This is a genomic window from Pseudoclavibacter caeni, assembly GCF_008831125.1.
Lineage (GTDB): Bacteria > Actinomycetota > Actinomycetes > Actinomycetales > Microbacteriaceae > Pseudoclavibacter_A > Pseudoclavibacter_A caeni.
Genome location: NZ_WBKA01000002.1, coordinates 151,733 through 178,310 on the forward strand (window position 1 = coordinate 151,733; position 26,578 = coordinate 178,310).

Annotated in this window: 21 protein-coding genes and 1 riboswitch; of the genes, 7 read left to right on the forward strand and 14 right to left on the reverse strand. The window is 72.5% G+C overall.

Annotated elements, in window-relative coordinates; translation table 11 throughout:
- Nucleotides 1–160 precede the first annotated feature (160 nt).
- Genes F8O02_RS03255 through mnhG form a run of 6 tightly spaced genes read left to right on the forward strand, consistent with a single transcriptional unit; the run spans nt 161 to nt 6,518 of the window.
- Complete coding sequence (locus F8O02_RS03255; protein WP_225734086.1) at nt 161–3,163, forward strand: Na+/H+ antiporter subunit A; 3,003 nt, start codon at nt 161–163, stop codon at nt 3,161–3,163.
- Nucleotides 3,160–3,630: a sodium:proton antiporter gene (locus F8O02_RS03260; RefSeq protein WP_158035813.1), complete on the forward strand. Its 471-nt coding sequence runs from the start codon at nt 3,160–3,162 to the stop codon at nt 3,628–3,630. Before F8O02_RS03255 ends, F8O02_RS03260 begins: the two co-directional genes overlap by 4 nt.
- The gene (locus tag F8O02_RS03265; protein ID WP_158035814.1) at nt 3,627–5,189 is read left to right on the forward strand and encodes a Na+/H+ antiporter subunit D; all 1,563 of its coding nucleotides are present in this window, start codon (nt 3,627–3,629) and stop codon (nt 5,187–5,189) included. The genes F8O02_RS03260 and F8O02_RS03265 overlap by 4 nt, the downstream gene beginning before the upstream one ends.
- Nucleotides 5,186–5,728, forward strand: a complete 543-nt coding sequence (locus F8O02_RS03270; protein ID WP_158035815.1) for a Na+/H+ antiporter subunit E — start codon at nt 5,186–5,188, stop codon at nt 5,726–5,728. Before F8O02_RS03265 ends, F8O02_RS03270 begins: the two co-directional genes overlap by 4 nt.
- On the forward strand, nt 5,728–6,069 hold the full coding sequence (locus F8O02_RS03275; RefSeq protein WP_218859575.1) for a monovalent cation/H+ antiporter complex subunit F: 342 nt from the start codon (nt 5,728–5,730) through the stop codon (nt 6,067–6,069). The genes F8O02_RS03270 and F8O02_RS03275 overlap by 1 nt, the downstream gene beginning before the upstream one ends.
- Nucleotides 6,066–6,518: a monovalent cation/H(+) antiporter subunit G gene (mnhG, locus tag F8O02_RS03280; RefSeq protein WP_158035816.1), complete on the forward strand. Its 453-nt coding sequence runs from the start codon at nt 6,066–6,068 to the stop codon at nt 6,516–6,518. The genes F8O02_RS03275 and mnhG overlap by 4 nt, the downstream gene beginning before the upstream one ends.
- Here the strand turns inward: mnhG and pyk are convergent.
- Nucleotides 6,495–7,997 carry a pyruvate kinase gene (gene pyk / locus F8O02_RS03285; RefSeq protein WP_158035817.1) on the reverse strand — a complete coding sequence of 501 codons (1,503 nt, stop codon included), beginning with the start codon at nt 7,995–7,997 and terminating at the stop codon, nt 6,495–6,497. The two genes, mnhG and pyk, sit on opposite strands and share 24 nt — an antisense overlap.
- A gap of 189 nt (nt 7,998–8,186) precedes the next feature.
- Here pyk and F8O02_RS03290 point away from each other — a divergent pair, with 189 nt between their 5' ends.
- Nucleotides 8,187–8,825, forward strand: coding sequence for a GNAT family N-acetyltransferase (locus F8O02_RS03290; RefSeq protein WP_179416304.1), 639 nt, complete (start codon nt 8,187–8,189; stop codon nt 8,823–8,825).
- Between the two features lie 119 nt (nt 8,826–8,944).
- Here F8O02_RS03290 and F8O02_RS03295 read toward each other — a convergent pair whose 3' ends face one another.
- The 13 genes from F8O02_RS03295 to hisG form a co-directional block, all read right to left on the reverse strand.
- The gene (locus F8O02_RS03295; RefSeq protein WP_179416303.1) at nt 8,945–10,462 is read right to left on the reverse strand and encodes an MFS transporter; all 1,518 of its coding nucleotides are present in this window, start codon (nt 10,460–10,462) and stop codon (nt 8,945–8,947) included.
- Between the two features lie 76 nt (nt 10,463–10,538).
- Nucleotides 10,539–10,622, reverse strand: a riboswitch (ZMP/ZTP riboswitch).
- Between the two features lie 257 nt (nt 10,623–10,879).
- The gene (locus F8O02_RS03300) at nt 10,880–12,352 is read right to left on the reverse strand and encodes a glutamate synthase subunit beta (protein ID WP_158035820.1); all 1,473 of its coding nucleotides are present in this window, start codon (nt 12,350–12,352) and stop codon (nt 10,880–10,882) included.
- Nucleotides 12,345–16,940, reverse strand: a complete 4,596-nt coding sequence (gene gltB, locus F8O02_RS03305) for a glutamate synthase large subunit (RefSeq protein ID WP_158035821.1) — start codon at nt 16,938–16,940, stop codon at nt 12,345–12,347. The genes F8O02_RS03300 and gltB overlap by 8 nt, the downstream gene beginning before the upstream one ends.
- Before the next feature lie 528 nt (nt 16,941–17,468).
- Entirely contained in the window at nt 17,469–18,482 is a 1,014-nt protein-coding gene (gene lgt / locus F8O02_RS03310; protein WP_158035822.1) for a prolipoprotein diacylglyceryl transferase, read from the reverse strand.
- A gap of 30 nt (nt 18,483–18,512) precedes the next feature.
- Nucleotides 18,513–19,340: a tryptophan synthase subunit alpha gene (gene trpA, locus F8O02_RS03315; protein WP_158035823.1), complete on the reverse strand. Its 828-nt coding sequence runs from the start codon at nt 19,338–19,340 to the stop codon at nt 18,513–18,515.
- Nucleotides 19,340–20,668 carry a tryptophan synthase subunit beta gene (gene trpB / locus F8O02_RS03320; protein WP_158035824.1) on the reverse strand — a complete coding sequence of 443 codons (1,329 nt, stop codon included), beginning with the start codon at nt 20,666–20,668 and terminating at the stop codon, nt 19,340–19,342. Before trpB ends, trpA begins: the two co-directional genes overlap by 1 nt.
- Nucleotides 20,665–21,516, reverse strand: coding sequence for an indole-3-glycerol phosphate synthase TrpC (gene trpC, locus F8O02_RS03325; RefSeq protein ID WP_404821171.1), 852 nt, complete (start codon nt 21,514–21,516; stop codon nt 20,665–20,667). Before trpC ends, trpB begins: the two co-directional genes overlap by 4 nt.
- A 14-nt stretch (nt 21,517–21,530) precedes the next feature.
- Nucleotides 21,531–21,773 carry a DUF6704 family protein gene (locus tag F8O02_RS03330; RefSeq protein WP_158035826.1) on the reverse strand — a complete coding sequence of 81 codons (243 nt, stop codon included), beginning with the start codon at nt 21,771–21,773 and terminating at the stop codon, nt 21,531–21,533.
- Between the two features lie 117 nt (nt 21,774–21,890).
- Nucleotides 21,891–22,607 (reverse strand): Trp biosynthesis-associated membrane protein, encoded by a 717-nt coding sequence (locus F8O02_RS03335; RefSeq protein WP_179416301.1) that lies wholly within the window; start codon nt 22,605–22,607, stop codon nt 21,891–21,893.
- Entirely contained in the window at nt 22,600–24,351 is a 1,752-nt protein-coding gene (locus F8O02_RS03340; RefSeq protein WP_158035828.1) for a chorismate-binding protein, read from the reverse strand. The genes F8O02_RS03335 and F8O02_RS03340 overlap by 8 nt, the downstream gene beginning before the upstream one ends.
- A 74-nt stretch (nt 24,352–24,425) precedes the next feature.
- On the reverse strand, nt 24,426–24,782 hold the full coding sequence (hisI, locus tag F8O02_RS03345) for a phosphoribosyl-AMP cyclohydrolase (protein WP_158035829.1): 357 nt from the start codon (nt 24,780–24,782) through the stop codon (nt 24,426–24,428).
- Nucleotides 24,782–25,576, reverse strand: coding sequence for an imidazole glycerol phosphate synthase subunit HisF (gene hisF / locus F8O02_RS03350; RefSeq protein ID WP_158035830.1), 795 nt, complete (start codon nt 25,574–25,576; stop codon nt 24,782–24,784). The genes hisI and hisF overlap by 1 nt, the downstream gene beginning before the upstream one ends.
- Complete coding sequence (gene hisG / locus F8O02_RS03355; RefSeq protein WP_158035831.1) at nt 25,576–26,433, reverse strand: ATP phosphoribosyltransferase; 858 nt, start codon at nt 26,431–26,433, stop codon at nt 25,576–25,578. The genes hisF and hisG overlap by 1 nt, the downstream gene beginning before the upstream one ends.
- Between the last annotated feature and the right edge of the window lie 145 nt (nt 26,434–26,578).

Here is a 26,578-nt window from a genome sequence, read left to right on the forward strand (position 1 = left end):
ACCGGGACGCGGCGGACCGGGCGTGCCGGGCCGCGCGGCCATGCCGGAGCGTCATCGCACACGACGAGGAGTGATCCTGTGCGATGCATGGAATATCCGGCGGACGGCATCCGTTGGGCCAGACGAATCCCCGTTCGCCGACACTCCGTGAGGAGCGCCTGTGTCCCTGTCCCTGGTCGCCCTGCTCGTCGCCACGCTCGCCGCGTGGCCAGCGGTGCGGAGGCTGGGGTCGCGCGGGTTCCTCGTGCCGGCGGCCGGATCGACGATCGCGTTCACCGGGCTGGCCGCCGCCGCCCCGCGGGTGCTCGCGGGCGACGTCCCCGTCATCGACCTGCCGTGGATCCCGCAGCTGGGCGTCTCGCTGGCCTTCCGACTCGACCCGCTGTCGTGGCTGGTGGCGCTCGTGGTCACCGGCGTGGGCGCAGCAGTGCTCGGCTACTGCGTGACGTACTTCGGCGACGACGAGCCGGCCCTACCGCGGTTCGCGACCCTGCTGACGGCGTTCGCGCTGGTGATGCTGCTGCTCGTGACCGCCGACGACATCGTGGTGATGTTCGTCATGTGGGAGGCCACCAGCGTCCTGTCGTACCTGCTGATCGGGCACACCGCCGACCGTCGGGAGTCGCGCGGCGCCGCACTGCAGGCGCTGCTGGTGACGACGCTGGGCGGGCTCGTGATGCTCGTCGGCGTGGTGATGCTCGTCGTCGACGCGGGCACGACGAGCCTGGCCGGGATCGTGGCCGCCGCGGCCCCGGGCACCGGCACCACAGTCGCCGTGCTGCTCGTGCTCGTCGGCGCGATCAGCAAGTCGGCGATCGTGCCGTTCCACTTCTGGCTGCCCTCGGCGATGGCGGCGCCCACGCCGGTGAGTGCGTACCTGCACTCGGCGGCGATGGTGAAGGCGGGCGTGTACCTGGTGCTGCGGCTGGCGCCCGGGTTCGCGACGACCCCCGGGTGGCACCAGACGCTGCTCACGCTGGGGTGCGCGACCCTGCTCGTCGGGGCGTGGCGGGCGCTGCGCCAGTTCGACCTGAAGCTGCTGCTCGCGTACGGCACGGTCAGCCAGCTGGGACTGCTCATGGTCGTCGCGTCGGTGGGCACCCGGGAGTCGACGCTCGCGGCCCTGACCCTGCTCGTCGCCCACGCCCTGTTCAAGTCGACGCTGTTCATGGTCGTCGGCGTGATCGACCACTCCTGCGGCACCCGCGACTGGCGGGCGCTGAGCGGGGTCGGCAGGCGTTCCCCGCTGCTGGCGACCGTCGGCGTGCTCGCGGCGGCGTCGATGGCGGGGCTGCCGCCGCTGCTGGGCTTCGTGGCCAAGGAGACGGCGCTGACGGCGATCATCGACGCGGCGGCGCCCGGCGGCGTGACCGGGGCCGTCGTGCTCGTCGCCGTGGCGGCGGGGTCAGCGCTGACCGTCGCGTACGCCGCCCGGTTCGTCTGGGGCGCGTTCGCGACCCGGTCGATCACGCACACGCCCCAGCACCGGCTCGTCGACTGCGAGCGCCCGCACGACCGGGGGCTCGCCGGGCTGACCGCACCCGTCGTGCTCGTCGCGGTGTCGCTGGGGCTGGCCCTGTGGCCGGCGCCGCTGGACGTCGCCGCGAGCGCCGCGGCGGCCGGGCTGCCCGATTCCGGGCATGACCTGCATCTGGCGCTGTGGCACGGGTTCACGCCGGCGCTGGGCGTGACCGCGCTCGTTCTCGCAGCGGGGCTCGCGCTGTTCGCCCTGCGCCGGCCGGTCGCCCGGCTGCAGGCGCGGCTGCCCGAGTGGGTGGATCTGGCCGACGGGTACACGGCGGCGCTGTCCTGGACGGACCGGGTGGCGGTGCGGGTGACGCTGCTCGCCCAGCGGGGCGGGCTGCCCGGGTACGTGGGGACGATCCTCGTCGTGTTCGCGGCGGGGCTCGGCGGGGTGCTCGCGGCCGGTGGGTGGACGCCTCCGGCGCTGGTGGGGGCCCGGTCGCTCGCGGAGGCGGGTGTAGTGGTGCTCGCGGCGGTCGCGGCGGTCGCGGCGGCCGCGGCGCGGCGACGGCTGCTGGCGGTGCTGCTGGCCGGGGTGACCGGGTACGGGATGGTCGCCCTGTTCGCCCTGGCGGGCGCCCCCGATCTCGCGCTCACCCAGCTGCTCGTCGAGACGGTGAGCCTGGTCGTGTTCGTGCTCGTGCTGCGTCGGCTGCCCCGCCACTTCGAGGCCGACGAGCCGCGGTCACGGCGGTGGCCCCGGGCGGTGATCGGTGTGGCCGTGGGCATGGTGATGGCGGGGCTCGCCCTCGCCGTGACGGGCGCCCGGCAGGCGACCCCGGTCTCGGTCGACCTGCCGGATCTGGCGTATCTGGAGGCGCACGGCCGCAACGTCGTCAACGTGCTGCTCGTGGACATCCGGGCGTGGGACACGCTCGGCGAGATCTCCGTGCTCGTGGCGGTGGCGACCGGGGTGGCGAGCCTGGTGTTCGTCACCGGGCGCGCGGGCCGCGTCCCCACCATCGGGGGCCGGCGGCGCGGGGCCGACCACCGGCGGGCGGCGGCGATCGAGCCGGTGACCGGGGCGATCCCGACGGTCGACCCGGAGACGGGTCGGCCGCTGACCCAGACGCGGATGCTGCGCACGATCGACGACGCCGACGCGGTCGACGACGACCGCACCCGGCGCAGCTGGCTGCTGGCGGGCCGCACCCTCGCGTCCACGCACCGGTCGCTGCTGGTCGAGGTGGTCGTACGGCTGACGTTCCTGCCGTTCATGCTCATCGCGGTGATGCTGCTGATCGCCGGGCACAACCAGCCCGGCGGCGGGTTCATCGCCGGGCTCGTGGCGGGGCTCGCACTCGTGCTGCGGTATCTGGCCGCGGGACGCTACGAGCTCGGCGAGGCGCTGCCGGTGCCGCCCGGCCTGCTGCTCGGCGGGGGGCTCGCCCTCGCGCTCGGCACGGGGGCCGTGTCGCTGCTGGTCGGCGAGCCGTTCCTGACGTCGCTGTGGTGGGAGGGGCACGTGCAACTGCTCGGCGAGATCGCCCTGGGCACGCCGACCCTGTTCGACATCGGCGTGTGCCTCGTGGTGGTCGGGCTCGTGCTCGACGTGCTGCGCTCGCTCGGGGCAGGTCTCGACGAGCAGGCCGTCGACGACCCGGAGCTCGTCGATGCCTGGACGGAGGGGGCCCGATGACCGTCTCACTCGCGCTGATCGTCCTGATGGCGGTGCTGTACGCCGCGGGTGCGTACCTGCTGCTCGCGCGCAGTCTCAGCCGCATCCTCATCGGGGTGCTGCTCGTCGGCAACGCGACGAACCTGCTGCTGCTCGTCGTCGCCGGCGACCCCGGCGACGCCCCGATCGTCACCGACGGGGTCGACACGGCCGGGATGACCGACCCACTCACGCAAGGGCTCACGCTCACCGCGATCGTGATCACGTTCGGGATGACCGCGCTGCTGCTGGCGCTCGTGCACCGCTCCTGGCGCATCGCCCGCCAGGAGCGCACCGACGAGCGGACGATGGTGCCCGGCTCCGACGCCCATGCGGACGACGAGGGCGCCCGGGTCGCCGCCGAGACCGCCGACGACGACCGGGCCCTGCACAAGGCGCTGGACGCCAGCGACGAGGACGAGGACAACGAGGACGGAGGCCGCCGATGATCGCCCGGCTGCTGCCCCTGATCGTGGTGCTGCCCCTCGCGGGCACGGCCGCGTCGCTGCTGATCGGCCGCCGTCCGCGCGCACAGATGGCGGTGACTCTCGGCGTGCTGCTCGGGGTGATCGGCCTCGGCGTGTGGACGATGGCCGCCGCGGACGCGCAGGGCGCGGTGTCGGTGGTGCTCGGCGGCTGGGAGGCGCCGTGGGGCGTGCAGCTCGCCGCCGACCGGCTGTCGGCGCTGCTCGTGGTGGTCGCCGCGGTCATGCTCGTCGGGGTGTTCGTGTACGCAGCCGGGCAGGGGCTCACCGACGGGGACGCGGAGACGCCGATCACGATCTTCCAGCCGACCTATCTGGTGCTCGCGGCGGGCTTGTTCGACGCGTTCCTCGCCGCGGACCTGTTCAACATGTTCGTCGGGTTCGAGATCATGCTCGCGGCCAGCTACGTGCTCATCACCCTGGGCGGCACGGGCCCCCGCATCCGGTCCGGGGTCATCTACATCGTCGTGTCGCTGGTGTCGTCGGTGTTCTTCCTGAGCGCCGTGGCCCTGCTGTACGGGGCGACGGGCACGGTGAGCATGGTGCAGCTGGCCGAGCGCATCCCCGACCTGCCGCAGCAGGTGCAGACGCTCGTGCACCTGGCGCTGCTGGTCGGCTTCGGGGTGAAGGCCGCCGTGTTCCCCCTGTCGTTCTGGCTGCCGGACTCCTACCCGACCGCGCCGGCGCCGGTGACCGCGGTGTTCGCCGGGCTGCTGACGAAGGTCGGCGTGTACGCGATCATCCGCACCGAGACACTGCTGTTCGCCCGCCACTCGGTCAACACCCCGCTGATGGTGCTCGCGGGGCTCACCCTGCTGGTCGGCATCCTCGGCGCGATCGCACAGGCGGACATCCGCCGGCTGCTGTCGTTCACCCTGGTCAGCCACATCGGCTACATGCTCTTCGGCATCGCGCTGGGCACCCCGGCCGCACTCGCCGCGACCGTGTACTACATCGTCCACCACATCACCGTGCAGACGACGCTGTTCCTGGTCGCCGGCCTCATCGAGCGGGTCGGCGGGTCGGCGTCGATCACCCGGCTGTCCGGGCTGCTGCGGGCGAGCCCGGCCGTGGCGACGCTGTATCTGATCCCGGCGCTGAACCTCGGGGGCATCCCGCCGTTCAGCGGGTTCCTCGGCAAGCTCGCGCTGATCATGGCGGCCGTCGCCCAGCCGTCGCCGCTGGTGTGGACGCTCGTGGCGGTGATGATCCTCACCTCGCTGCTGACCCTGTACCCGCTGGCCCGTGTGTGGAACCTCGTGTTCTGGCGCCCCTCGGCCGACCCCGCCTCCCCCAGCAGGCTCGCCCGCGCGCTGCAGGAGAACCCGATCGCCCCGCCCGTCGCCCGCGAACGCCGCCGGGTGTCGGGGTTGATGTGGGCGAGCACGACGGGCATGGTCGTGCTGACGGTAGCGCTGACGGTGCTCGCGGGCCCCCTGTTCGGGTATGCGGACCGGGCAGCGGCGGTGCTCGCGGACCCAGACGCGCTGGTGGCGTTGCTCGGGCCGATGGGAGGCGCATGATGGTGCGACGACTGCGGGACACGGCGCAGACCCTGGCGACCGTCGGGGTGCTGACAGTGCTGTGGTGTCTGCTGTGGGGGAAGGCCGACGCGTACACGGTGGTCGGTGGTCTCGCGGTGTCGGGGCTGCTGGTGTGGGCGTTCTACCTGCCGCCGCTGGCGCTGACCGGGCGGCTGCACCCGCTGTGGGCGGCGTGGGCGTTCCTGCGGCTGACCGGGGACATCGTGGTCGCGTCGCTGACGGTGGCGGCCCAGGCACTGTGGCCGTGGTGGCATCCGGTGGGCGCGGTGGTGCGGCTCGACCTGCACTCGGCCGACGAGCTGATCATCACGCTCACGACCGAGGCGATCTCGCTGGTGCCGGGGTCGCTGGTCGTGGAGATCGACCGCAACGACGGGGTGCTGTATCTGCACGTGCTCGGGGCCCGCACGAGCGCGGACGTCGCCCGGGCCCGCCGGCACGCGCTCGCTCAGGAGGCGCGGATCATCATGGCGCTCGGCTCCCCCGCCGAGCGGGCGCAGGCGCGGAGGTGGGTGTGATGCCGATGTGGCTGGTGGCAGTGCTCGTGGTCGTGTACACGACGGCAGGCGGGCTGAGTCTGCTGCGGATCATCCGTGGGCCGAGCGTGCTGGACCGGGTGGTCGCCTCCGACGTGCTCGTGGCGACGCTCATGTGCGCGCTCGGCACCGAGATGGCGGTCACCGGGCACGTCTGGGCGATGCCGATCCTGCTGGTGCTGGCGATGTTCGGGGTGGTCGGGGCGTTCGCGGTCGCCCGGTTCCTGGCCACCGCCCGCGACCCGCTGCGCGACGGGGACGGACCCGCCGGGCCGGACCCGGCCGTCCCCGCGGGGCCGGACGGCGAGAGGAGGCGGCCATGACGGACGCGGACCCGATCCGGCTCGTGATCGCCGGCGTGCTGCTGGGGATCGGGGCACTCATGTCGCTGTCGGCGGCGGTGGGGCTCATGCGGTTCCCGGATCTGCTGTCGCGGATGCACGCGGCGACGAAGCCGCAGGTGCTCGGCGTGCTGTGCGTCACCGCGGCGATCGCGGTGCTCGTGCCGCGTCCGGCGGTCATCGGCACGGCGATCGTGGTGATCACGCTGCAGATGCTCATGGCCCCGATCGCCGCGCACATGGTCGGACGCGCCCACTACCGCGGCGACGACCTGCGCCGGGACCTGCTCACGGTCGACGAGCTGGCCGATCGCGTCCGCGACGCCGACGCGGACGACGCCGGTGACGCAGTGCCGCCGGCCGCCCGGGCACGGACGACCCCGCGGGCCGGGGCCGCCGACTCGGGGTCAGCGGATGATCGTGGCGCGTGACTCGTCGACGGCGCCGCGCATGAGCTGCGCGGTCGTCCGCCGGTAGCCGGGGGCCGCCTGGCCGACCGCCTCGCCCACGGTGAGCACCCGCAGGTCGTTCGTCGACCCCGGGATGCCGGGCGGGGAGCCGGCCACGACGACGACCCGGTCGCCCGGCTGGGCGCGTCCGGAGTCGATGAGATACGTGTCGACGCTCAGCACGATCTCGTCGGTCGTCTGCAGGAACGGCACCCGCACCGACTCGATGCCCCAGATCGGGGTCATCGCGCGGCGGGTTGAGTCGTCATAGGTGAACGCGAGCATCGGCAACCCGTCGCGCAGCCGGCTCATCCGCCGGGCGGTGTTGCCACTCGCCGTGAACATGCATAGGTAGCGGGCGCCGACGTGGTGGGCGACCTCGACGGCGGCGCGGGTGATCGCCCCGGCCATCGTGTGCGGCTGGGTGCCGAGCGGTGGGATGCGGTCGAGGCCGTGATCCTCGGTCGAGGTGATGATGTCGCTCATCACCTGCACTGCGGCGACCGGGTGGGCTCCGACGGACGTCTCGCCGCTGAGCATGAGTGCGTCGCCCCCGTCGAGCACCGCGTTGGCGCAGTCGGAGGCCTCGGCGCGAGTGGGCCGCGACGCGGTGATCATCGACTCGAGCATCTGCGTGGCGACGATGACCGGCCGGGCGGAGCGGCGGCACCGCTCGATCGCGCTCTTCTGCACGACGGGCACCTGCTCCAGCGGCATCTCGACGCCGAGATCGCCGCGGGCGACCATGATCATGTCGAACGCCTTGATGATCGCGTCGAGCACCTCGACGGCCTGCGGCTTCTCGATCTTCGCGATGACCGGCAGACGGACGCCGTGCCCGGCCATGATCTCGCGCACCCGGGTGACGTCGTCGGGGCTGCGCACGAACGACAGGGCGATCAGGTCGGCGCCCTGCTCGATCGCCCAGTGCAGGTTCTCCTCGTCGGCCTGGCTGAGCGCGGGCACGTCGACGGCGACGCCGGGCAGGTTGATGCCCTTGTGGTCGCTGATGCGCCCGCCGACCACCACCTCGCAGCGCACGTCGGTGTCGTCGACGGCGAGGGCGCGCAGCACGATGTTGCCGTCGTCGACGAGCAGCCGGTCGCCGGCGCTCACGTTGCGGGGCAGTCCGTCGAACGTGGTGCCCACGCAGGTCGCATCCCCCGGGACGTCGCGGGTGGTGATCGTGAACTCGGCGCCGGTGACGAGCTGCTGCGGGCCGTCGACGAACGTGGCGACGCGGATCTTCGGCCCCTGCAGGTCGACGAGCACGCCGACGGGCTTGTGCAGCCGGGCGGCGACCTCGCGGACGGTCGCGATGGAGCGGGCATGCTGGGCGTGGTCGCCGTGGCTCATGTTGATCCGGGCGACGTCCATGCCCGCGCGGATCATCCCCTCGATGATCGCAGGGTCGTCCGTCGCCGGACCGAGCGTCGCGATGATCTTCGCCCTGCGTCGCATGTCGCTCCTCGCTCTCCCCGTGTGGCGCCCAGTCTATGGCGGCGGGGATGACGCGTGGGTGAACGCGGGGGCGCCGCGGGTGTCGGGGCGGGTCAGGATGGCAGCCCCTCCTCGGCTCGGCGGCTGACGTCCGGGCAGCACGCCTGCAGACCGGGCAGCGGCAGAGCTGGCCCGGGTAGGATGCGGGGCATGTCGTACTCCGTCCGCCGTGCCCATGATCCCGAGCTGCGCCGTCAGGCCCGCACCCTGCTGCAGCACGCCCTCGACACAGATGACGGGCTGTTCGCCGACGCGCCGGACGCCCGGTTCGCCGAGGCGGTCGCGGCGCTCGGCGGGCTGCCGCAGACCGTGCTCGTCGCCGTGGCGCATGGGACGGCGGGTGCGGATGCCACCGCCTCCGCTCCCTCCCCATTCGTGATCGGCGCGGCGGTGGTCGGCTCGGATCTCGACGTGGGCCGGGCCATCGCCACCGGCATCGACGACCGCACCGCCGCGGCGTTCCTGCAGCAGTGGGCGGTGGTCTCGCACCTGGCCGTCGCCGCATCCCATCGCGGTCAGGGCGTCGGGCGCGCCCTGGTGGACGCCACGGAGGCGATCGCGGCGGTCGCCCCGACCCGGGCCGGGATGCACGCGTTCGCGCTGGACGCCGAGCACCCCTCGGCGCCGTTTTTCGCCGCCTGCGGCTGGAGGGTCGAGGACGCCGACCGGGTAACCCTGCCGATGCTGCCACCCGGGGCGAGCCGACCGCTGCCCGTGCCGCTGTCACGACCCGAGGGCGCCCGGCCCGGACGGTTCGTCACGCACAGCCTCAGTGCCCGGCGGCGCTGAGGGGCCCCGGCCCGGACGCCGTCAGCGCACGACGAGAGACGCCCGTCCGTGAGCGACGGTCCACGCGGACGCCGAGCCGGTCAGGCGGTCGCCGCCGCGCGTCCTGCCACTGCCCCGGATCACGCCGCCCGGGCCCCGCGGCGCAGCAGCACGGCGGCGCCGACCAGCCCGGCGGCCCCGGCGGCGGTCCACACGGTGTGGTAGCCGGACAGCGACCCGTCCGTGCCGACCTGCCCGACCGAGAGCGCGAGCGCGAACACGACACTGCCGACGAGCGAGCCGATCGTCTTGCACATGCCGCTGGCGCCGGTGGCCATCCCCGTGCGGTCGGCGGGCACGCGGGACGCGGCGAGCGCCGGCAGGCCGGGCACGACGAGCCCCTCCCCCAGCCCGGCGACGACGAGGCCGGCGATCGCGACAGGGTCGGACGGCACGAGCAGTGCGAGGAATCCGACGCCCACGGCGACCAGCCCCACCGCCATCGCCCGGGTTCCCCGCCCACGCCGGCTGGCCGCCGCGGCACCGAGCGAGCCAAGGACGTCCGCGGCGCCCATCGCGGTGAGCACGAGCCCCGTCGCCCCGGCGTCGAGGCCCAGACCGTACCCGTGAACGGCGGGATCGGTGCGGGCGTACGTGGAGATCGCGGTGCGCGTCGCGAGCGCGGCCAGACCGAACAGCGCCGAGACCGCGAGCACCGGCAGCAGCGCGCGCTCGACCCCGCGCAGGTCGACGATCGGCCGGACGCCGGCCCGCTCGACGCGCACGAGCGCCCCACCGGTCATGACTGCCACGAGAGCGCCGGCGAGCATCAGCCAGGCGCCGGCGGGCTGGCCGGCCTGCCGCCACATCCGGAAGCCGACCGGGATGACGCCGACGCCGAGCAGGGATGCGGTCAGCAGCAGCGCGCCGGGGACGTCCACGCGTGCGCGATGCACGGGCAGCGCCGGTAGCGCCCAGGTGGCGACGGCACCGATCGTCAGCAGCACGGCAGGCCCGACGAGCAGCCGGGTGACGTCGCCGCCCCAGCGGTCGGCGAGTGCGCCGGAGACCGCTCCGGAGGCCATCAGACCGAGCTGGAGCATCGCGACGATAAGGCCGGCATCGCGCCCCGTCCGGGCGGCCGAGGCAGTGCGGGCGGCCGAGCCTGCGACACGGATTCGGCATTGAGCCACGGACTCAGCGGCATCGCCTCCGTTCGCGCTGAGCCGGGATGCGGATGCTGAATCGGTGAAACGCCCGACACCGGTGCCCTGCACCACGGCTGCGGTCGTTGCACCGGCGGCGTGGCCCAGCGCGAGAAGTGCGACGCCCAGCGGCAGCCAGCTGGCGAACACGCCCATCACCGCCCACGCACCGACGAACACGACCGGCCCGCCGAGCGGCAGCAGCCACGCGCACGCAGCGACGATCACGGTGGTGACCCGCAGCATCCGCCGGTGCCCGACGGCGTCGCCGAGCCGGGCGAGCACGGGCACGGCCGCCAGCGACACGAGGCTGCGGGCGGTGCCGAGCCAGTTGACCTCAGCATCGGTGACGCCCAGATGTCTAGCGAGGTCGGTGTACAGCGGGGTGAACCATCCCTGCAGCACGCCGGAGGCGAGCTCGAGGATGGCGAGGACGATGAGCAGACGGCGCATGGCGACACTCCCTGAGCGCTCCACCCGGAGGTCAGGGGTGCGGCGAGGGCCGTGTCGGGCACGCCGTGCTGATCCTCCGGTGCGCCCAGGCGTGCGACGCGAGTCACTCGGGCATCCGCTCCCCGAGGGTTCCCCCTCTGCGCCAGTCACGGATACACGATCAGGATAGGCACACGGCCCAGCCCGAGGCAAGCACTTCCATGACGGCGTGTCATTGTGATGGGAGCAGGCCAGCACGGCCGAGCGGATGCGGGGCGGCCGAGCGGCGGCACAGCCACGGGACGCGGATCCAGCGAGGTGACGCCGATGCAGCGGCATCGGCGGGGTTGGTGCTGAATCGAGGTGCGGACGCTGAAACCGCGTCCGCGAGGAGGGCGCCCGACGTCCGGACGCCGCCGGCGACGGGCCGCCCCGCCGTCAGCGCAGCGAGAGCGCCCGCGTGTTCGCGGCGACCGGCGCCGGCAGGACGGTGTCGCCCTCGAGGAAGCGGTCGACCTGGGCTGCGGCCGCACGGCCCTCGGCGATCGCCCAGACGATGAGCGACTGGCCGCGGCCGGCGTCGCCGGCGACGAACATGCCCTCCTCATCGGTGGAGTAGTCGGGCCGTCGAGCGATCGTGCCGCGGCCGGTCACCCGCAGGCCGAGCTGCTCGTCCACGCCACCGAGCTCCGGGCCGACGAAGCCCATCGCGACGAGCACGAGATCGGCGGGGATGTCGTGGCTGGTGCCGTGTCGAGGGCCGCGCGTGCCATCGGGCAGGTATTCGGTCTCGGCCAGCCGCAGCGTGCGGACGTGGCCGTCCTCGCCGATGAGTTCCTCCGTGAACGCGAGGAACTCCCGGTCGAGACCGTGGGCCTCGCCCTCCTCGTGCGAGGTGGAGACCTCGAACAGCCTCGGCATCGTCGGCCAGGGCTCGTGCTCCGAGCGGGTGATGCCGGGACGACGGCCGATGGCGAGGTTCGTCACCGACCGTGCACCCTGGCGGATGGCGGTGCCGATGCAATCAGAGCCGGTGTCGCCGCCGCCGATGACCACGACGTCCAGCCCCTTCGCGTCGATCGGGTCGGCGACCTCGTCGCCGGCGACGGCGCGGTTGGCGCGGGTGAGATAGTCCATCGCGAAGTGCACGCCGTCGAGATCGGCGCCGGGCACGGCCAGCGGGCGCGGGGTCGTCGACCCAGTCGCGATGACGATCGCGTCGAACCGGTCGCGCAGCTGCGGCCAGGTGACGTCGCGGCCGACGTCGACCCCTGCGCGGAATCGGGTGCCCTCGGCCATCATCTGGTTGAGCCGCTGGTCGAGCACGCGCTTCTCGAGCTTGAAGTCGGGAATGCCGTAGCGCAGCAGGCCGCCGATGCGGTCGTCGCGCTCGTAGACGACGACGGTGTGCCCGGCGCGGGTCAGCTGCTGGGCGGCGGCGAGCCCGGCGGGCCCGGAGCCGACGACGGCGACAGACTTGCCGCTCAGTCGCTCCGGCGGATGGGGCTCGACCCAGCCGCGATCGTACGCCTGGTTGATGATCGACACCTCGATCTGCTTGATCGTCACGGCCGGCTGGTTGATGCCGAGCACGCACGCCGACTCGCACGGCGCCGGGCACAGCCGCCCGGTGAACTCCGGGAAGTTGTTCGTCGCGTGCAGGCGCTCGATGGCGTCCTTGGGCAGCTGCCGCCAGGTCAGGTCGTTCCATTCAGGGATGAGGTTGCCCAGCGGGCAGCCGCTGTGACAGAACGGCACGCCGCAGTCCATGCAGCGCGAGGACTGCTCCTGCAGCTGCAGCGGATCCTGCCGCTCGTAGACCTCGCGCCAGTCCTGGATGCGCACGTCGACGGGGCGGCGGCTCGCGGTGGCCCGACTGCGGATGGTGAGAAAGCCGTGCGGATCAGCCATGAGTGACCTCCAGGATCGTGTTCCACACCTCGGCGCCGTCGGGGTCGAGCCCCTGGGCCTCGGCATCGGCGCGGGCGCGCAGCACCCGCTCGTAGTTCGCCGGCAGCAGCTTCGTGAAGCGCACGGCGGTGTGCGCGAAGTCGTCGAGCAGGGCTGCGGCGACCGGCGAGTCGGTCTCCACCCGGTGTCGTTCGAGCAGCTCGCGGACGATCTCGCGGTCGTCGTCGTCGAGCGGCAGCAGGCGCAGCTCGCCGCCGGAGAAGGCCTCCGTGTTGACCCGGCCGCGGTCGAGATCGAGCACGTAGGCGGTCCCCCCGGACATGCCGGCGCCGATGTTGCGGCCGGTGGGGCCGATGATCACGGCGGTGCCGCCGGTCATGTACTCCAGGGCGTGGTCGCCGACGCCCTCGACGACGGCACGGGCGCCGGAGTTGCGCACGAGGAACCGCTCGCCGACCTGACCGCGCACGAGCAGCTCGCCACCGGTGGCGCCATAGCCGATGACGTTGCCGGCGATGACGTTGTCCTCGGCGACGAACGTCGACCCGACCGGAGGACGCAGCACGATGCGCCCGCCGGAGAGGCCCTTGCCGACGTAGTCGTTGCTGTCACCCTCGAGGCGGAGAGTGATGCCACGGGGCATGAACGCGCCGAGCGACTGGCCGGCCGAGCCGTGCAGGGTGATGTCGATGGTGCCGTCGGGCAGCCCGTCGGCGCCGTGGACGGTGGTGACCCGCCAGCCGAGCATCGTGCCGACCGCCCGCTCGGTGTTGCGGATCGGCAGGTCGATGTGGGTGGGCTCGCCCTGCTCGATCGCCTCGCGGGCCAGCTCGATCAGCTGGTTGTCGAAGTGCTTCTCGAGCTCGTGGTCCTGGTCGACCAGGTGGCGACGCGGTGCGTCGTCAGGCAGGTCAGGGCCGTGCAGGATCGGCGTGAGATCGAGGCTCGCGGCCTTCATCTCCGGGTCCACCGGCGCGATGTCGAGCAGGTCTGTGCGACCGATGAGCTCGTCCATCGTGCGCACACCGAGCTCGGCCATGTATTCGCGCACCTGCTGAGCGATGAACTCGAAGAAGGTGACCACGTCGTCCGCGCGCCCGGCGAACCGCTCGCGCAGCTCGGGGTTCTGGGTGGCGACGCCGACCGGGCAGGTGTCCTTGTTGCACACGCGCATCATCACACAGCCCTCGACAACGAGGGCGGCGGTGGCGAAGCCGAACTCCTCGGCGCCGAGCAGCGCGGCGATGATCACGTCGCGGCCGGTCTTCAGCTGCCCGTCGGCCTGGACGACCACGCGGTCGCGCAGCCCGTTGAGCCGCAGGGTCTGCTGCGCCTCGGCCAGGCCGATCTCCCACGGGGTGCCGGCATGCTTGACCGAGTTCATCGGCGCCGCACCCGTGCCGCCGTCATGCCCGGAGACCAGGATGACGTCGGCCTTCGCCTTCGCCACACCCGCGGCGACCGCGCCGATGCCGTTCTCGCTGACGAGCTTGACGTGGATGCGGGCATTCGGGTTCGCGCGCTTCAGATCGTAGATCAGCTGTTTGAGATCCTCGATCGAGTAGATGTCATGGTGCGGCGGCGGAGAGATCAGGCCGACGCCGGGCGTGGAGTGACGGGTCCGTGCGATCCACGGGTACATCTTCTCGCCGGGCAGCTGGCCGCCCTCGCCGGGCTTGGCCCCCTGGGCGAGCTTGACCTGCAGGTCGGTGGCGTGGGTGAGGTACATGCTCGTCACGCCGAACCGACCGGAGGCGACCTGCTTGATCGCGCTGCACCGCTCGGGGTCGAGCAGGCGGTCGAGATCCTCGCCGCCCTCACCGGTGTTCGACTTGCCGCCGATGCGGTTCATCGCGATCGCGAGCGTCTCGTGCGCCTCGCGGGAGATGGACCCGTAGCTCATCGCGCCGGTGGAGAACCGCCGGAACAGCGACTCGGCCGACTCGACCTCGTCGATGGGGATACTGCGGTTCACCTCGGTGCGCAGGCGCAGCATGCCGCGGATCGTCTTCAGCTGCCGCGACTGGTCGTCGACGAGATCCGTGTACTCCTTGAACAGGTCATAGCGGCGCCGGCGGGTCGCCTGCTGCAATCGTGAGATCGTGTCCGGGTTGAACAGGTGGGCCGAGCCGTCGCGGCGCCACTTGTACTCGCCGCCGACGGGCAGCTGCTGGTGGCCGGTCGCGGCCGGCTCGAGCGGGTAGCCCAGGGCGTGCCGGCGGGCGTTCTCGCGCTCGATCGCGACCAGGTCGATGCCGCCGAGCTTCGAGACGGTGCCGGTGAAGAACTCGTCGATGACCTCTTTGGACAGGCCGACGGCCTCGAAGGTCTGCGCGCCGACGTAGGAGGCGACGGTGGAGATGCCCATCTTCGACATGATCTTCAGCACGCCCTTGCCGAGGGCGGTGATGAGGTTGCGCACCGCGGTCTCGGCTGAGACCCCCCGGATCCGCCCGGCCCGGACAAGCTGCTCGGCGCTCTCCATCGCCAGGTACGGGTTGACGGCGCTGGCGCCGTAGCCGAGCAGCGTGGCCACGTGATGCACCTCGCGCACGTCGCCGGCCTCGGCGATGAGCCCGACGCGGCGGCGGCACTCCTGGCGGACGAGGAAGTGGTTGACGGCGCCGACGGCGAGCAGCGACGGGATCGGCGCCTGCTCGGCGTTCGAGTCGCGGTCGCTGAGGACGATGAACTCGACCCCGTCGCGCACGGCCGCGAGCGCCTCGTCGCACAGCTCGTCGAGGCGACGCCGCAGCCCTGCGGGGCCGTCGTGCACCGGGTAGGTCGACCGCAGCGTCCTGGTGCCGGTGAAGCCGGTGCGCCGGCCGAGGTGCTGGATCTTGGCCAGCTGGTCGTTGGTGATCACCGGGAAATCGATGACGATCTGTCGGCCGTCTCCAGGCTCCAGAGAGAGGAGGTTCTGCTCGGGGCCGATGCCGACCGACAGGGCGGTGACCATCTGCTCGCGGATCGAGTCGAGCGGCGGGTTGGTCACCTGCGCGAACGCCTGCGAGAAGTAGTCGAACAGCAGGCGGGGCCGGTCGCTCAGCGCGGCGATCGGGGTGTCGGTGCCCATCGCGGTCAGCGGCTCGTGGCCGGTCGTCGCCATCGGGGCGATCTGCAGTTTGAGGTCTTCCTCGGTGTATCCGAAGGTGCGCTGGCGACGCAGCACGGAGGCCGGGGTGTGCAGGATGTGCTCGCGCTCTGGCAGGTCGTTGAGGTTGATCTGCACGTCCTCAAGCCAGTCGTGCCAGGGCTTCTGCTCGGCGAGCGTGCGCTTGATCTCCTCGTCGGGGACGATGCGGCCCTGCGCGGTGTCGACCAGGAACATCCGCCCGGGGCGCAGGCGGCCGCGGCGCAGCACGTTCTCCGGGGCGACGTCGATGACGCCGGTCTCGCTGCCGACGACGACGAGGCCGTCACGGGTGACGACGTAGCGTCCGGGGCGCAGGCCGTTGCGGTCGAGTGTCGCGCCGACGACGGTGCCGTCGGTGAACGCGATCGCGGCCGGGCCGTCCCAGGGCTCGATGATCGTGGCGTGGTAGGCGTAGAACGCCTTGAGCTCCGGGTCCATCTCGTCGTTGTGCTCCCACGCCTCGGGCACCATCATGAGCATCGCGTGAGGCAGGGAGCGGCCGCCGAGGTGGAGCAGCTCGAGGGTCTCGTCGAACGAGGCGGAGTCGCTGGCCCCGGAGGAGACGAGCGGGGTGAGGTCGCTCAGGTCGCCGAGCAGCGGACTGGCGATGTCGGACTGCCGGGCGCGCATCGAGTTGCGGTTGCCCTGGACGGTGTTGATCTCGCCGTTGTGGGCGATCATGCGGAACGGCTGTGCCAGCGGCCACGACGGGAACGTGTTAGTGGAGTACCGGGAGTGCACGAGGGCGATCTCGGTCTCGAGACGCTCGTCGGAGAGGTCGGGGAAGAACGGCTCGAGCTGCAGGGTGGTGACCATGCCTTTGTAGACGATGGTGCGGCAGCTCAGCGAGGGGATGAACACGTCGGTGGTCTTGCTCGCCCGACGGCGCAGCCGGTAGATGACCCGGTCGAGCGCGACGCCCGAGAGCGACGGCCCGTCGATGCCGAGCTTCGTGACGAACAGCTGCTCGAACGCGGGCATGGTGGAGCGCGCCTGCTCGCCGATCACGTCGGGGCGGGTCGGCACGACGCGCCAGCCGAGCACGGTGAGCCCCTCCTCGCGGGCGATGAGCTCGATGGTGCGCTTCGCGCGCTCCCGGGCCACGTCATCGACGGGCAGGTAGATCATGCCGGCGGCGTACTGGCCGGCGGCGGGCAGCGGGAAGTCGCACACGGCGTGGAAGAAGCGATCCGGGATCTGCAGCAGGATGCCGGCGCCGTCGCCGGTGCCCGCGTCGGAGCCGACGGCGCCGCGGTGCTCGAGGTGTCGCAGGGCGTCGAGGGCGTGTTCGACGATGTCGTGACCGGCGGTGCCGCGGAGGGTGGCGACCATGGCGAGGCCGCAGGCGTCGTGCTCGGTCTGGGCGTTGTACAGGCCCTGGTTCGCCGGATGGACGCCGAAGCGGGTGAACTCCGACTCGGAATCCGAGTCGGGGGTGCGAGTGCGCTGCATGTGGACTCCTTCGTGCGCACGGAACGGCGGGCGGAGGAGTCGGCGCACGGGGTTCACGCCGCGAGCCTCGACTGTCGGCGAGGACAGGTCTCGTGGACCCGCTCGCGACGCCGTCGGCCTGGACTGGTGGCGACGACGCCCGTCATTCACGGTCTGGGAGAACAGACGCTACCCAATCTGTGTTTCCGGATGTTTCCCGGGATGTTTCGGGAATGTTACACGGGGCTGTGCGGGAGCGGGAGCGGGTCATGAGGTGTGTGGTTGGGCGCCAGGTGCGGGACAGGCCCGGGTGCGGGTCGGAAACGGCTGGACCGCGGAAGGGCACGACCACGAACGCGCCAGGCTCCTACCGGGCAGCCACCTGCGTGCCAGAGGGTGGTGCGGAAGCGGTCGAGTCAGATCGCAGTGGCGCAGCCGTGGTCGGACGTGGTGCGTGCGGCACGGCCCCTCCGCTGATCGGCTGCGGGACTCCCCTGCTCCGCTGGTCGACGGCGGCCCCGTCGGATCGGCGAAGACCCTGCTGCCGAATCAGTCGCGGGCCGAGTCTGTGGGCGCTGACGTGCTGCGCTCTCCCGACGCGGTGGCGGCAGAGGCATCCGATGCGGTGGTCGCGGTGCCTTCTCCCTCGGCGAGGGCGACGTCGGCCGCGTCCTCGAACAGCTGCTCGCCGGCGTCAGGCTCGCCCTCCGCCGCGGCGATCGCCGCCAGATGTCTCGGCAGGTAGGGGCTCGGCTCGAGGCCCGGATGGCGGCGCGCCTGCACGACCATGAGGATCAGACCGATGATGACGACGAGGATGGCGGCCCACTGGTTGACGCGCACGCCCAGGTACACCTCGGAGGGATCGAGGCGGATGCCCTCGATGAAGAAGCGGCCCACGCCGTACCAGATCAGGTACAGGCCGAAGGTGCGCCCCCACTGCAGCAGGAAGCGGCGCCCGGCCCACAGCAGCACGAACACGCCGAGGAGATCCCACAGCGACTCGTACAGGAAAGCCGGATGGAAGAGCGTGCCGGAGGGCAGCCCGATCGGGAACGCCGCGTTCGAGCTCGGGATCTCGATGCCCCAGGGCAGGTCAGTCGGCGTACCGAACAGCTCGTTGTTGAAGTAGTTGCCCCAGCGGCCGAGCGCCTGGGCCAGCAGCACGCCTGGTGCGGCCGCGTCGAGCAGTGCGGTGAACCGCAGCCCGGCCAGTCGGCAGCCGATCCACGCGCCGAACGCACCGAGGACGAGCGCGCCGAAGATCGCGAGCCCGCCCTCCCAGACGTACAGGAAGCGGAACGGGTCGCCCGAACCGGTGAAGTAGTCGCCCGGGTGGGTGAACACGTGATAGAGACGCCCGCCGATGATGCCGAGAGGCACCGCCCACAGGGCGATGTCGAGGATCACCCAGCCGTCGGCGCCCCGCCGCTTCAGCCGCACCCCGGCGATGAGGCTGGCGAGCACGATGCCGATGGCGATGATGATGCCGTAGTAGTGGATCGTGAGCGAGCCGATGCTGAAGGAGCCGGTGCCGGGGGTGGGGAAGCTGGCGAGAGTCACGAGTCGTATCCTAGTCGTTCGCGCTCTGGGTCAGCCCTGTGTCTTGCCGGTGGCGAGGCGGGCGGCCAGTTCGGCCACCGCATCCGCACCGCCGTCGGCGAGCGCGCGCACGAACGCCGAGCCGACGATCGCCCCGTCGGCGTAACCGAGCACGTCACGCACCTGGTCGGGCCGGGAGATGCCGAGCCCGACGGCCAGCGGCCGGTCGGTGACCGCGCGCAGCCGGGCGGTGAGGCGCCCAGCGCGGGCGTCGACCTCGCTGCGGGCGCCGGTGACGCCCATCGTCGACACGACGTACACGAACCCTCGGGAGACCGCGCTGATGCGCTCGAGCCGCTCGTCCGAGGACGTCGGGGCGGCCAGGAAGACCCGGTCGAGCCCGTGGGCCTCGGCGGCGGCGATCCAGGCCTCCCCCTCGTCGGGGATGAGGTCGGGGGTGATGAGCCCGGACCCGCCCGCCTGGGCGAGGTCGCGGGCGTACGCGTCCACCCCGTGCTGGAGCACGAGGTTCCAGTACGACATGACGAGCACGGGCACGTCGACCCGCGAACGGATCGCCTCGATCGCGCGGAACACGTCGGCGACGCGGAACCCGCCGTCGATCGCGGCGGTCGTGGCCCGCTGGATGACCGGGCCGTCCATCACGGGATCAGAATAGGGCACGCCCAGCTCGATCACGTCGACGCCGTGCTCGGCCATGGCGACCACGGCGTCCACGCTGCCGGACAGGTCGGGGAACCCGACCGGCAGGTACCCGATGAGCGAGCCGTGCTCGCCGGCCACCTGTGCGGGGCCGGCCCCGGCCGCGCGCTCGCGCAACAGCGGCTCGACGCTCCTGGTCTGCACCGTCTCCGCCATCACCGGGCCTCCTCTCGCTCATCGGCAGACGCCCCGGATGCAGCGCCATCCGCCTTCACGGCGCCATCCGCACCGTCAGCCCGCACGCCGGCGGCAGCCTTCGCGCTCGCCCCGCCCGGCAGGTCGTCAGGGTCGGTCAGGTAGCCGAACCAGCGGGCCGCCGTCTCCATGTCTTTGTCACCGCGACCGGAGATGTTCACGAGCAGCACCGCATCGGGGCCGAGCCGGCGGGCCTCGCGGATCGCGCCCGCGACCGCGTGGGCCGACTCGATGGCGGGGATGATGCCCTCGGTGCGCGACAGCTCGCGGAACGCGTCCATCGCGTCTGTGTCGCTGACCGCCTCGTAGCGTGCGCGGCCGGTGTCGGCCAGCCACGAGTGCTCTGGGCCGACGCCCGGGTAGTCGAGCCCGGCGGAGATCGAGTGACTCTCGATCGTCTGCCCGTCGGCGTCCTGCAGCAGGTAGCTGTACGCGCCGTGGAGGGCACCGGGGCGGCCGCGCTCGATGGTGGCCGCGTTGCGGTCGGTGTCGACCCCCTCGCCGCCGGCCTCGATGCCGAGGAGGGCGACATCCGCGTCGTCGAGGAACGCGTTGAAGATGCCCATCGCGTTCGACCCGCCGCCGACGCAGGCGATCACCTCGTCAGGCAGCCGGCCGGCCTGGTCGAGCATCTGCTGGCGCGCCTCGCGGCCGATGACGGCCTGCAGGTCGCGCACGATCTCCGGGAACGGGTGCGGCCCGGCGACAGTGCCCATCAGGTAGTGGGTGTCGTCGAGGTGGGCGACCCAGTCGCGCAGGCCCTCGTTGATCGCGTCCTTGAGCGTGCGCGACCCGGTGCGGGCGGGGATGACCTGAGCGCCGAGCAGCTCCATGCGGGCGACGTTGAGCGCCTGGCGACGCATGTCGACCTCGCCCATATAGATCTGGCACTCCATGCCGAACACGGCCGCGGCGGTCGCAGTGGCCACGCCGTGCTGGCCGGCGCCGGTCTCGGCGATCAACCGGGTCTTGCCCATCCGCTTCGCCAGCAGCGCCTGGCCGAGCACGTTGTTGATCTTGTGCGACCCGGTGTGGTTGAGATCCTCGCGTTTGAGCCAGATGCGGGTGCCGCCGACGGCCTCGCTCAGCCGCGGCGCGAACGTCAGCAGCGACGGACGCCCCGTGTACTCACGGGCCATGCGGGTGATCTCGGCCTGGAACGCCGGATCGGCCTGCGCCTCGCGCCACGTGCGCTCGAGCTCGTCGAGCGCGGCGATGAGCGGTTCGGGCACGAACCGCCCGCCGTACGAGCCGAAATAGGGACCCGTGATCTCGCTCAGCCTGGTCATGATCTCCTTTCACCGGCGGGGGCCGGGGGCGGCGGCCGGGGCGGCGTCCGCCCGCACCGGGCCACGACCGCATCGGTGCCGGCACGCAGGAACGCGTCAAGGGTCTCGGCGGGGTCGCCGGTGACGAGCGCCTGGCCGATCAGGACGGCGTCGGCGCCGGCCCGCCGGTAGTCGGCGACATGCCCGGGAGCGCGCACGGCCGACTCGGCCACGCGCACCGCGCCCTCGGGGATGGCGCGGGCGAGCTCGCCGAACCGCTCGGGATGCTCGTCGAAGGTGGTCAGGTCGCGGGCGTTGACCCCGATGATGCGGGCGCCGCTGGCGACCGCGCGCTCGACCTCGGATGCGGTGTGCGTCTCGACGAGCGCCTGCATGCCGAGCGATTCGGCCAGCTCACGCAGGGTGCGCAGCCGGTCGTCGTCGAGCCCCGCGACGATGAGCAGCACGAGATCAGCGCCGGCCGCGCGGGCCTCGACGATCTGGTACTCGGTGGCGATGAAGTCCTTGCGCAGCACCGGGATGTCGACCCGGGCGCGCACGGCCCGCAGGTCGTCGAGCGAGCCGTGGAACCGGGTGCGCTCGGTGAGCACGCTGACCACCGACGCGCCGTGCTCGGCGTAGACGGCGGCGAGCGCCGCCGGGTCGGGGATCTCGGCGAGCGCGCCGCGCGACGGGCTGGCACGCTTCACCTCGGCGATGACGTGGACGGTGTCACGCGGGGCCAGCGCGGCGAGCACGTCACGGGCGGGCGGCTGCCCCTCCGCCTGCTCGCGCACGTGCCCGATCGGCTCGACGGCCTCGCGGGCGGCAGCGTCCGCGAGCGCCGCCTCATAGAGGCTGTCGAGGATGCTCATGCCGGTGCTCAGTGCCGAGGCTTGGGGGTGAACTTCGGGCCATGCACGCCATAGCCCATCTTCGCCATGACGATGCCGACGATGACGCCGACGGCGGCGATGATCGCGGCGACGAGCACGCCGGTGGGGATGCCGCCGACGAAGAAGACGGCGCCGATGACGAAGGCGATCAGGATGATGGTCACGCTGGTCCACGCGGCCGGGGAACTCCCGTGGCCGGGGTTGACGATGTCTTCGCTGTACTCGCTCATTGCTTCTCCTCGAGGTGGGTGACGGTGTCTCAGTCTAGTCGGTCGTCCGGGAGTGTCTGTGCAGGCGCCCGGGCTGTGGCCGCCGTGGCAGCGGACGGCGGCCCGTGCAGCGTGGACTCAGCGGCGATCACGCGGATCGTCGCCGCCACCCGCCGGTTCTTCGGCGGCCTCCGCGTCGCCTGCCTCGACCGTGGGGTCGAGCCCGACGGAGAGGGCGTCCCACGTCTGCGCGGCGGGGATCGCGCCCACGGGGCTCGGCCCGCGCACGGCCTCCGCAGTGGGCATCTGGAACCGGCGGACGGTGCGCCGCCAGCGTCCGGCGGCGACGAGCACCCACACGGCGTGCAGGGCGGCGAGGACGGCGGCCACGGCGGCGACCCACAGCCAGCCGCTGAAGGCGGGGTCGCCGACCATGCCGGCGAGCGTGTGGGGGCCGGTGACCCCGGTGGCCTCGCCGAGGGCGGCGGCGGACACGTCGAGCGGGTCGACGAGCACCTGGCGGATCGCCCACAGCGCCCCGCCCGCGACAGCGAGCTCGATGACGGCGAGCACGCGGGCGAGCACCGGCCCGGCGAGCCCCATCACAGCGACGACGGCGAGCAGGGTGAGCCCCTCGGCCTGCACGACCGCGGCGGCCTGCTGACCCTTGACCGTCACCTCGACGCCGCCGGGCTCGACCGTCCAGGTGATCCACGACTGCGAGACGGAGAGTGCGACCAGCGCCCCGACGACGAGGCCGGCGACGACGGCTCCACCCCGGCGGGTGCCGTGGCCAGCGGATCCGTTCCCCGGACGGGTGGAACCGGACCGGAATGACGCGGCGCGCTCAGTCACGCTCGCTCCCAGCGCTCGCCGCGGCCTCGCCGGCCGGCTCCGGGGACGCGGTGCCCGCCGCAGGATGCACGGTCGAGGCGATCGCGACGGCCCGCAGCGGCGCCATCGCCTTGTTGCGCGACTCCTGGTACTCGCTCTCGGGCACCGAGTCGGCGACGAGGCCGGCGCCCGCCTGCACGGTCGCGCGCCCGCCGCTGATCACGGCGGTGCGGATCGCGATGGCGAGGTCGGCGTCGCCGGCGAAGTCGAAGTAGCCGACCACCCCGCCGTACACGCCCCGGCCGGCGGGCTCGAGCTCCTCGATGAGCTCCAGCGCCCGGGGCTTCGGCGCGCCGGAGAGGGTGCCGGCCGGGAACGTCGCGGCGAGCACGTCGACGGCGTCGAGCCCGTCGGCGACGTGGCCCTCGACCGACGAGCTGATGTGCATGATGTGGCTGAACCGCTCGATGAGCATGAACTCACTCACCCGCACGCTCTCCGGGTCGCAGACCTTCATCAGGTCGTTGCGGGCCAGGTCGACGAGCATGAGGTGCTCGCTGCGCTCCTTCTCGTCGGCGAGCAGCTCCTCGGCGAGGGCCGCGTCCCGCTCCGGGGTGGCCCCGCGCGGGCGGGAGCCGGCGATCGGATGCGAGACGACATGCCCGTCGGTGACCTTCACGAGTGCCTCGGGCGAGGCACCCACGACATGCAGCGGGGCGCCGGTGACGTCCCGGTGCGTCTGCAGGTACATGTACGGGCTCGGGTTGAGCGTGCGCAGCACCCGGTAGACGTCGAGCGGGTCGGCGTCGGTGTCGAGGTCGAACCGCTGGCTGATGACAACCTGGAAGATGTCGCCGGCGCGCACGTGCTCCTTCGCCTGCTCGACCGAGGCGAGGAAGTCGGCCTTCGGCGTGCGGTGAGTGGGCGACGCGGGCACGTCGACGTCCACCTCGTCGAGCGTGGCGACCGCGGGACGCGCCAGCCGGCGGGCGAGGTCGTCGAGCGCCGCCTGGGCGCGCGCCCACACCGCGTCGAGGCCGGGGCGGGCGACCGCGCCGGCGACCGAGGCAGCGGCATCAGAGGCAGTGGCAGGCGACCCGTCCGGGTCGATGAGCGCGTTGTGCACGAGCCACACCGTGCCATACCGGTGGTCGATCGCGACCAGGTCGCGCACGAGCGACAGACTCAGCAGCGGGGCCGTGGTCTCGGCGGGGTGACGCCGCTCGATGCGCTCGAGCTCGCGGATCGCATCCCACCCGACGTAGCCGACCAGGCCGCTCGTCAGTGACGGCACGCCCGGCACCCGCTCGGTCGCCCAGCGGCGCACGACCTGCTGCACCGCGTCGAAGCAGCGGTCGGGCACGGGACCGCCGAACAGCCGGGTCGCGTCGACCTCCACCGGCGCGGCGGCAGCGCCCTGTGCCGCGACGGCGTCCGCATGCTGGGCCGCGTCGGGGTCGCCAGCGGCGCGCGCAGACGCGGCGGGCGCCGGTGCGGGATGCCAGACCGGGTGCCCGGACGCGTCCGCGGTGAGCAGCCCGTACGAGGAGGCGCCAATGAACGAGAACCGCCCCCACTCCCCCGCCGAGTCGGCGCTCTCCAGCAGGAACGTGCCGGGACGGTCGTCGGCGAGCTTGCGGTAGACGCCCAGCGGGGTCTCCGAGTCGCCGAGCAGCCGGCGCACGACCGGGACGATCGCGTGGCCGGCGGCGAGCTCGGCGAAGCGCTCGCGGGTGGTCGCCGCGGATCCGAACGGTGCGTTCATGCGTGTGGTTCCTCTCCGCGCCCGCCGGACGGGCGCGTCCTCGAATCTGTCAGCCAGATCGGCCTCGCCGCGGCTCAGACCTCGTCCCGCTCCCACAGCCGGCGGCCGGTGAAGCAGGTGCGGGTGCCGGTGTGGCAGGCCGCCCCGGTCTGGTCGACCCGGGCGAGCAGGGTGTCGCCGTCGCAGTCCATGTCGAGTGACACGAGGCGCTGCACGTGCCCGCTCGTCTCGCCTTTGCGCCAGATCTCGCCGCGGGAGCGGGACCAGAACACGGTGCGCCCCTCGTCGAGGGTCAGCCGCACGGTCTCGGCGTTCATCCACGCGACCATGAGCACCTCGCCGCTGTCGAACTGCTGGACGACCACAGGCACCAGGCCGCGCGCGTCGTAGCGGATGTGCGCGACGTCGACCGTCTCGACGGTGTCGCTCATCAGGCGACCTCCAGGATCTCCCGGGGCGGCACCCGCCGCACCTCGAAGCCGGCGTCGCCCAGGGCCTGCTTGACGTCGGCGATGGCGATCTGCCGGCGGTGGAACACGCTCGCGGCGAGCACCGCGTCCGCCCCCGCCCGCGCCGCGTCGACGAAGTGCTCGACCCGGCCGGCGCCGCCGGAGGCGATGATCGGGGCGTTCACCACGCCGCGCAGCCGCTCGATGAGCTCGAGGTCGAAGCCGTCCTGCGTGCCGTCGGCGTCGATCGAGTTGACGAGCAGCTCGCCGGCGCCGAGGTCCACGGCCCGCTGCGCCCACTCGATCGCGTCGATGTCGGTCTCGGTGCGTCCGCCGCGGGTCGTCACGACGAACCCGGACTCGCCCCGGGGGCTGCGCTTGATGTCGAGCGACAGCACGGTCACCTGCGCGCCGAACCGGTCGGCGATCTCGGTGAGCACCTCGGGGCGCGCGATCGCGGCCGAGTTGATGCTGATCTTGTCGGCGCCGGACGCGAGCAGCCGGGCCACGTCGTCCACCGTGCGCACGCCGCCGCCCACGGTCAGCGGGATGAACACCTGCTCGGCCGTGCGGCGCACGACGTCATGCATCGTCGCCCGGTTCTCGACGGTCGCGGTGACGTCGAGGAAGGTCACCTCGTCGGCACCCTCGTCGTAGTAGCGGGCGGCGAGCTCGACCGGATCGCCCTCGTCGCGGAGGTTCTTGAAGTTCACACCCTTGACCACCCGACCGTCGGCGACGTCGAGGCAGGGGATGACGCGGATCGCGAGGGCCATCAGATCCTCGCCGTGTTCAGCGTGCTGACCAGGATGGCGCGGGCGCCGATGCGGTACAGCTCGTCGACGGTGTCGTTGATGTGCTGCCGGGGCGCCATCGCGCGCACGGCCAGCCAGTCGGTGTCGGCCAGCGGCGAGACCGTCGGCGACTCGAGCCCCGGGGTGAGCGCGGTGGCCTCGTCGAGGTGCTCCTTGGGCACGTCGTAGTCGAGCAGCACGTACTCGCGGGCGACCCGCACCCCCTGCAGGCGCTCGCCGAGCACGCGGGCCTCGGCGTTCAGCTCCGCGTCGGTGCGCGCCCTCGGCGAGCTGACGAGTACCGCCGACGACTCGAGCACGACGGGGCCGAAGATCTGCAGGCCCGCGTACCGCAGGGTGGTGCCGGTCTCCACGACATCCGCGACGACGTCGGCGACGCCCAGGCGGATCGCGTTCTCGACCGCGCCGTCCAGGTGCACGAGGTGGACGCTGATGTCCCGCTCGGCGAGGTAGTCGCCGAGCAGCTTCGAGTAGCTCGTCGCCACCCGCAGCCCGGCGATGTCGGCCAGGTCGTGGAAACGTCCCGGCTCGCCGGCCAGACGGAACTTCGAGCGGCCGAACTTGAGATCCATCTCCGCAGTCGCCTCGGTCTCGCTGTCGAGCAGGAAGTCACGCCCGGTGACGCCGACGTCCACCGCGCCGGATCCGACATACGTGGCGATGTCGCGCGGGCGCAGGTAGAAGAACTCCACGCCGTTGTGCTCGTCGAGCACGTACAGATCGCGCGTGTCACGGCGGGTCGCGTACCCCGCCTGCTTGAGCATGTCGATGGCGGCCTGGCTCAGCACGCCCTTGTTCGGAATGGCCACACGAAGCACGTCGGCTCCCTCGTCTCTCTGTCGTCGCCTGTTGGTCGTCGCCCTGCTGTCGTGCCACGCGAGCCCCCACCCGGGCGGCGGTCTGCGGCGAACCCGCGCCGCGCCCGCGGTCGGATGCGCGGCTCAGCGCTGTCGCGTCCCGCAC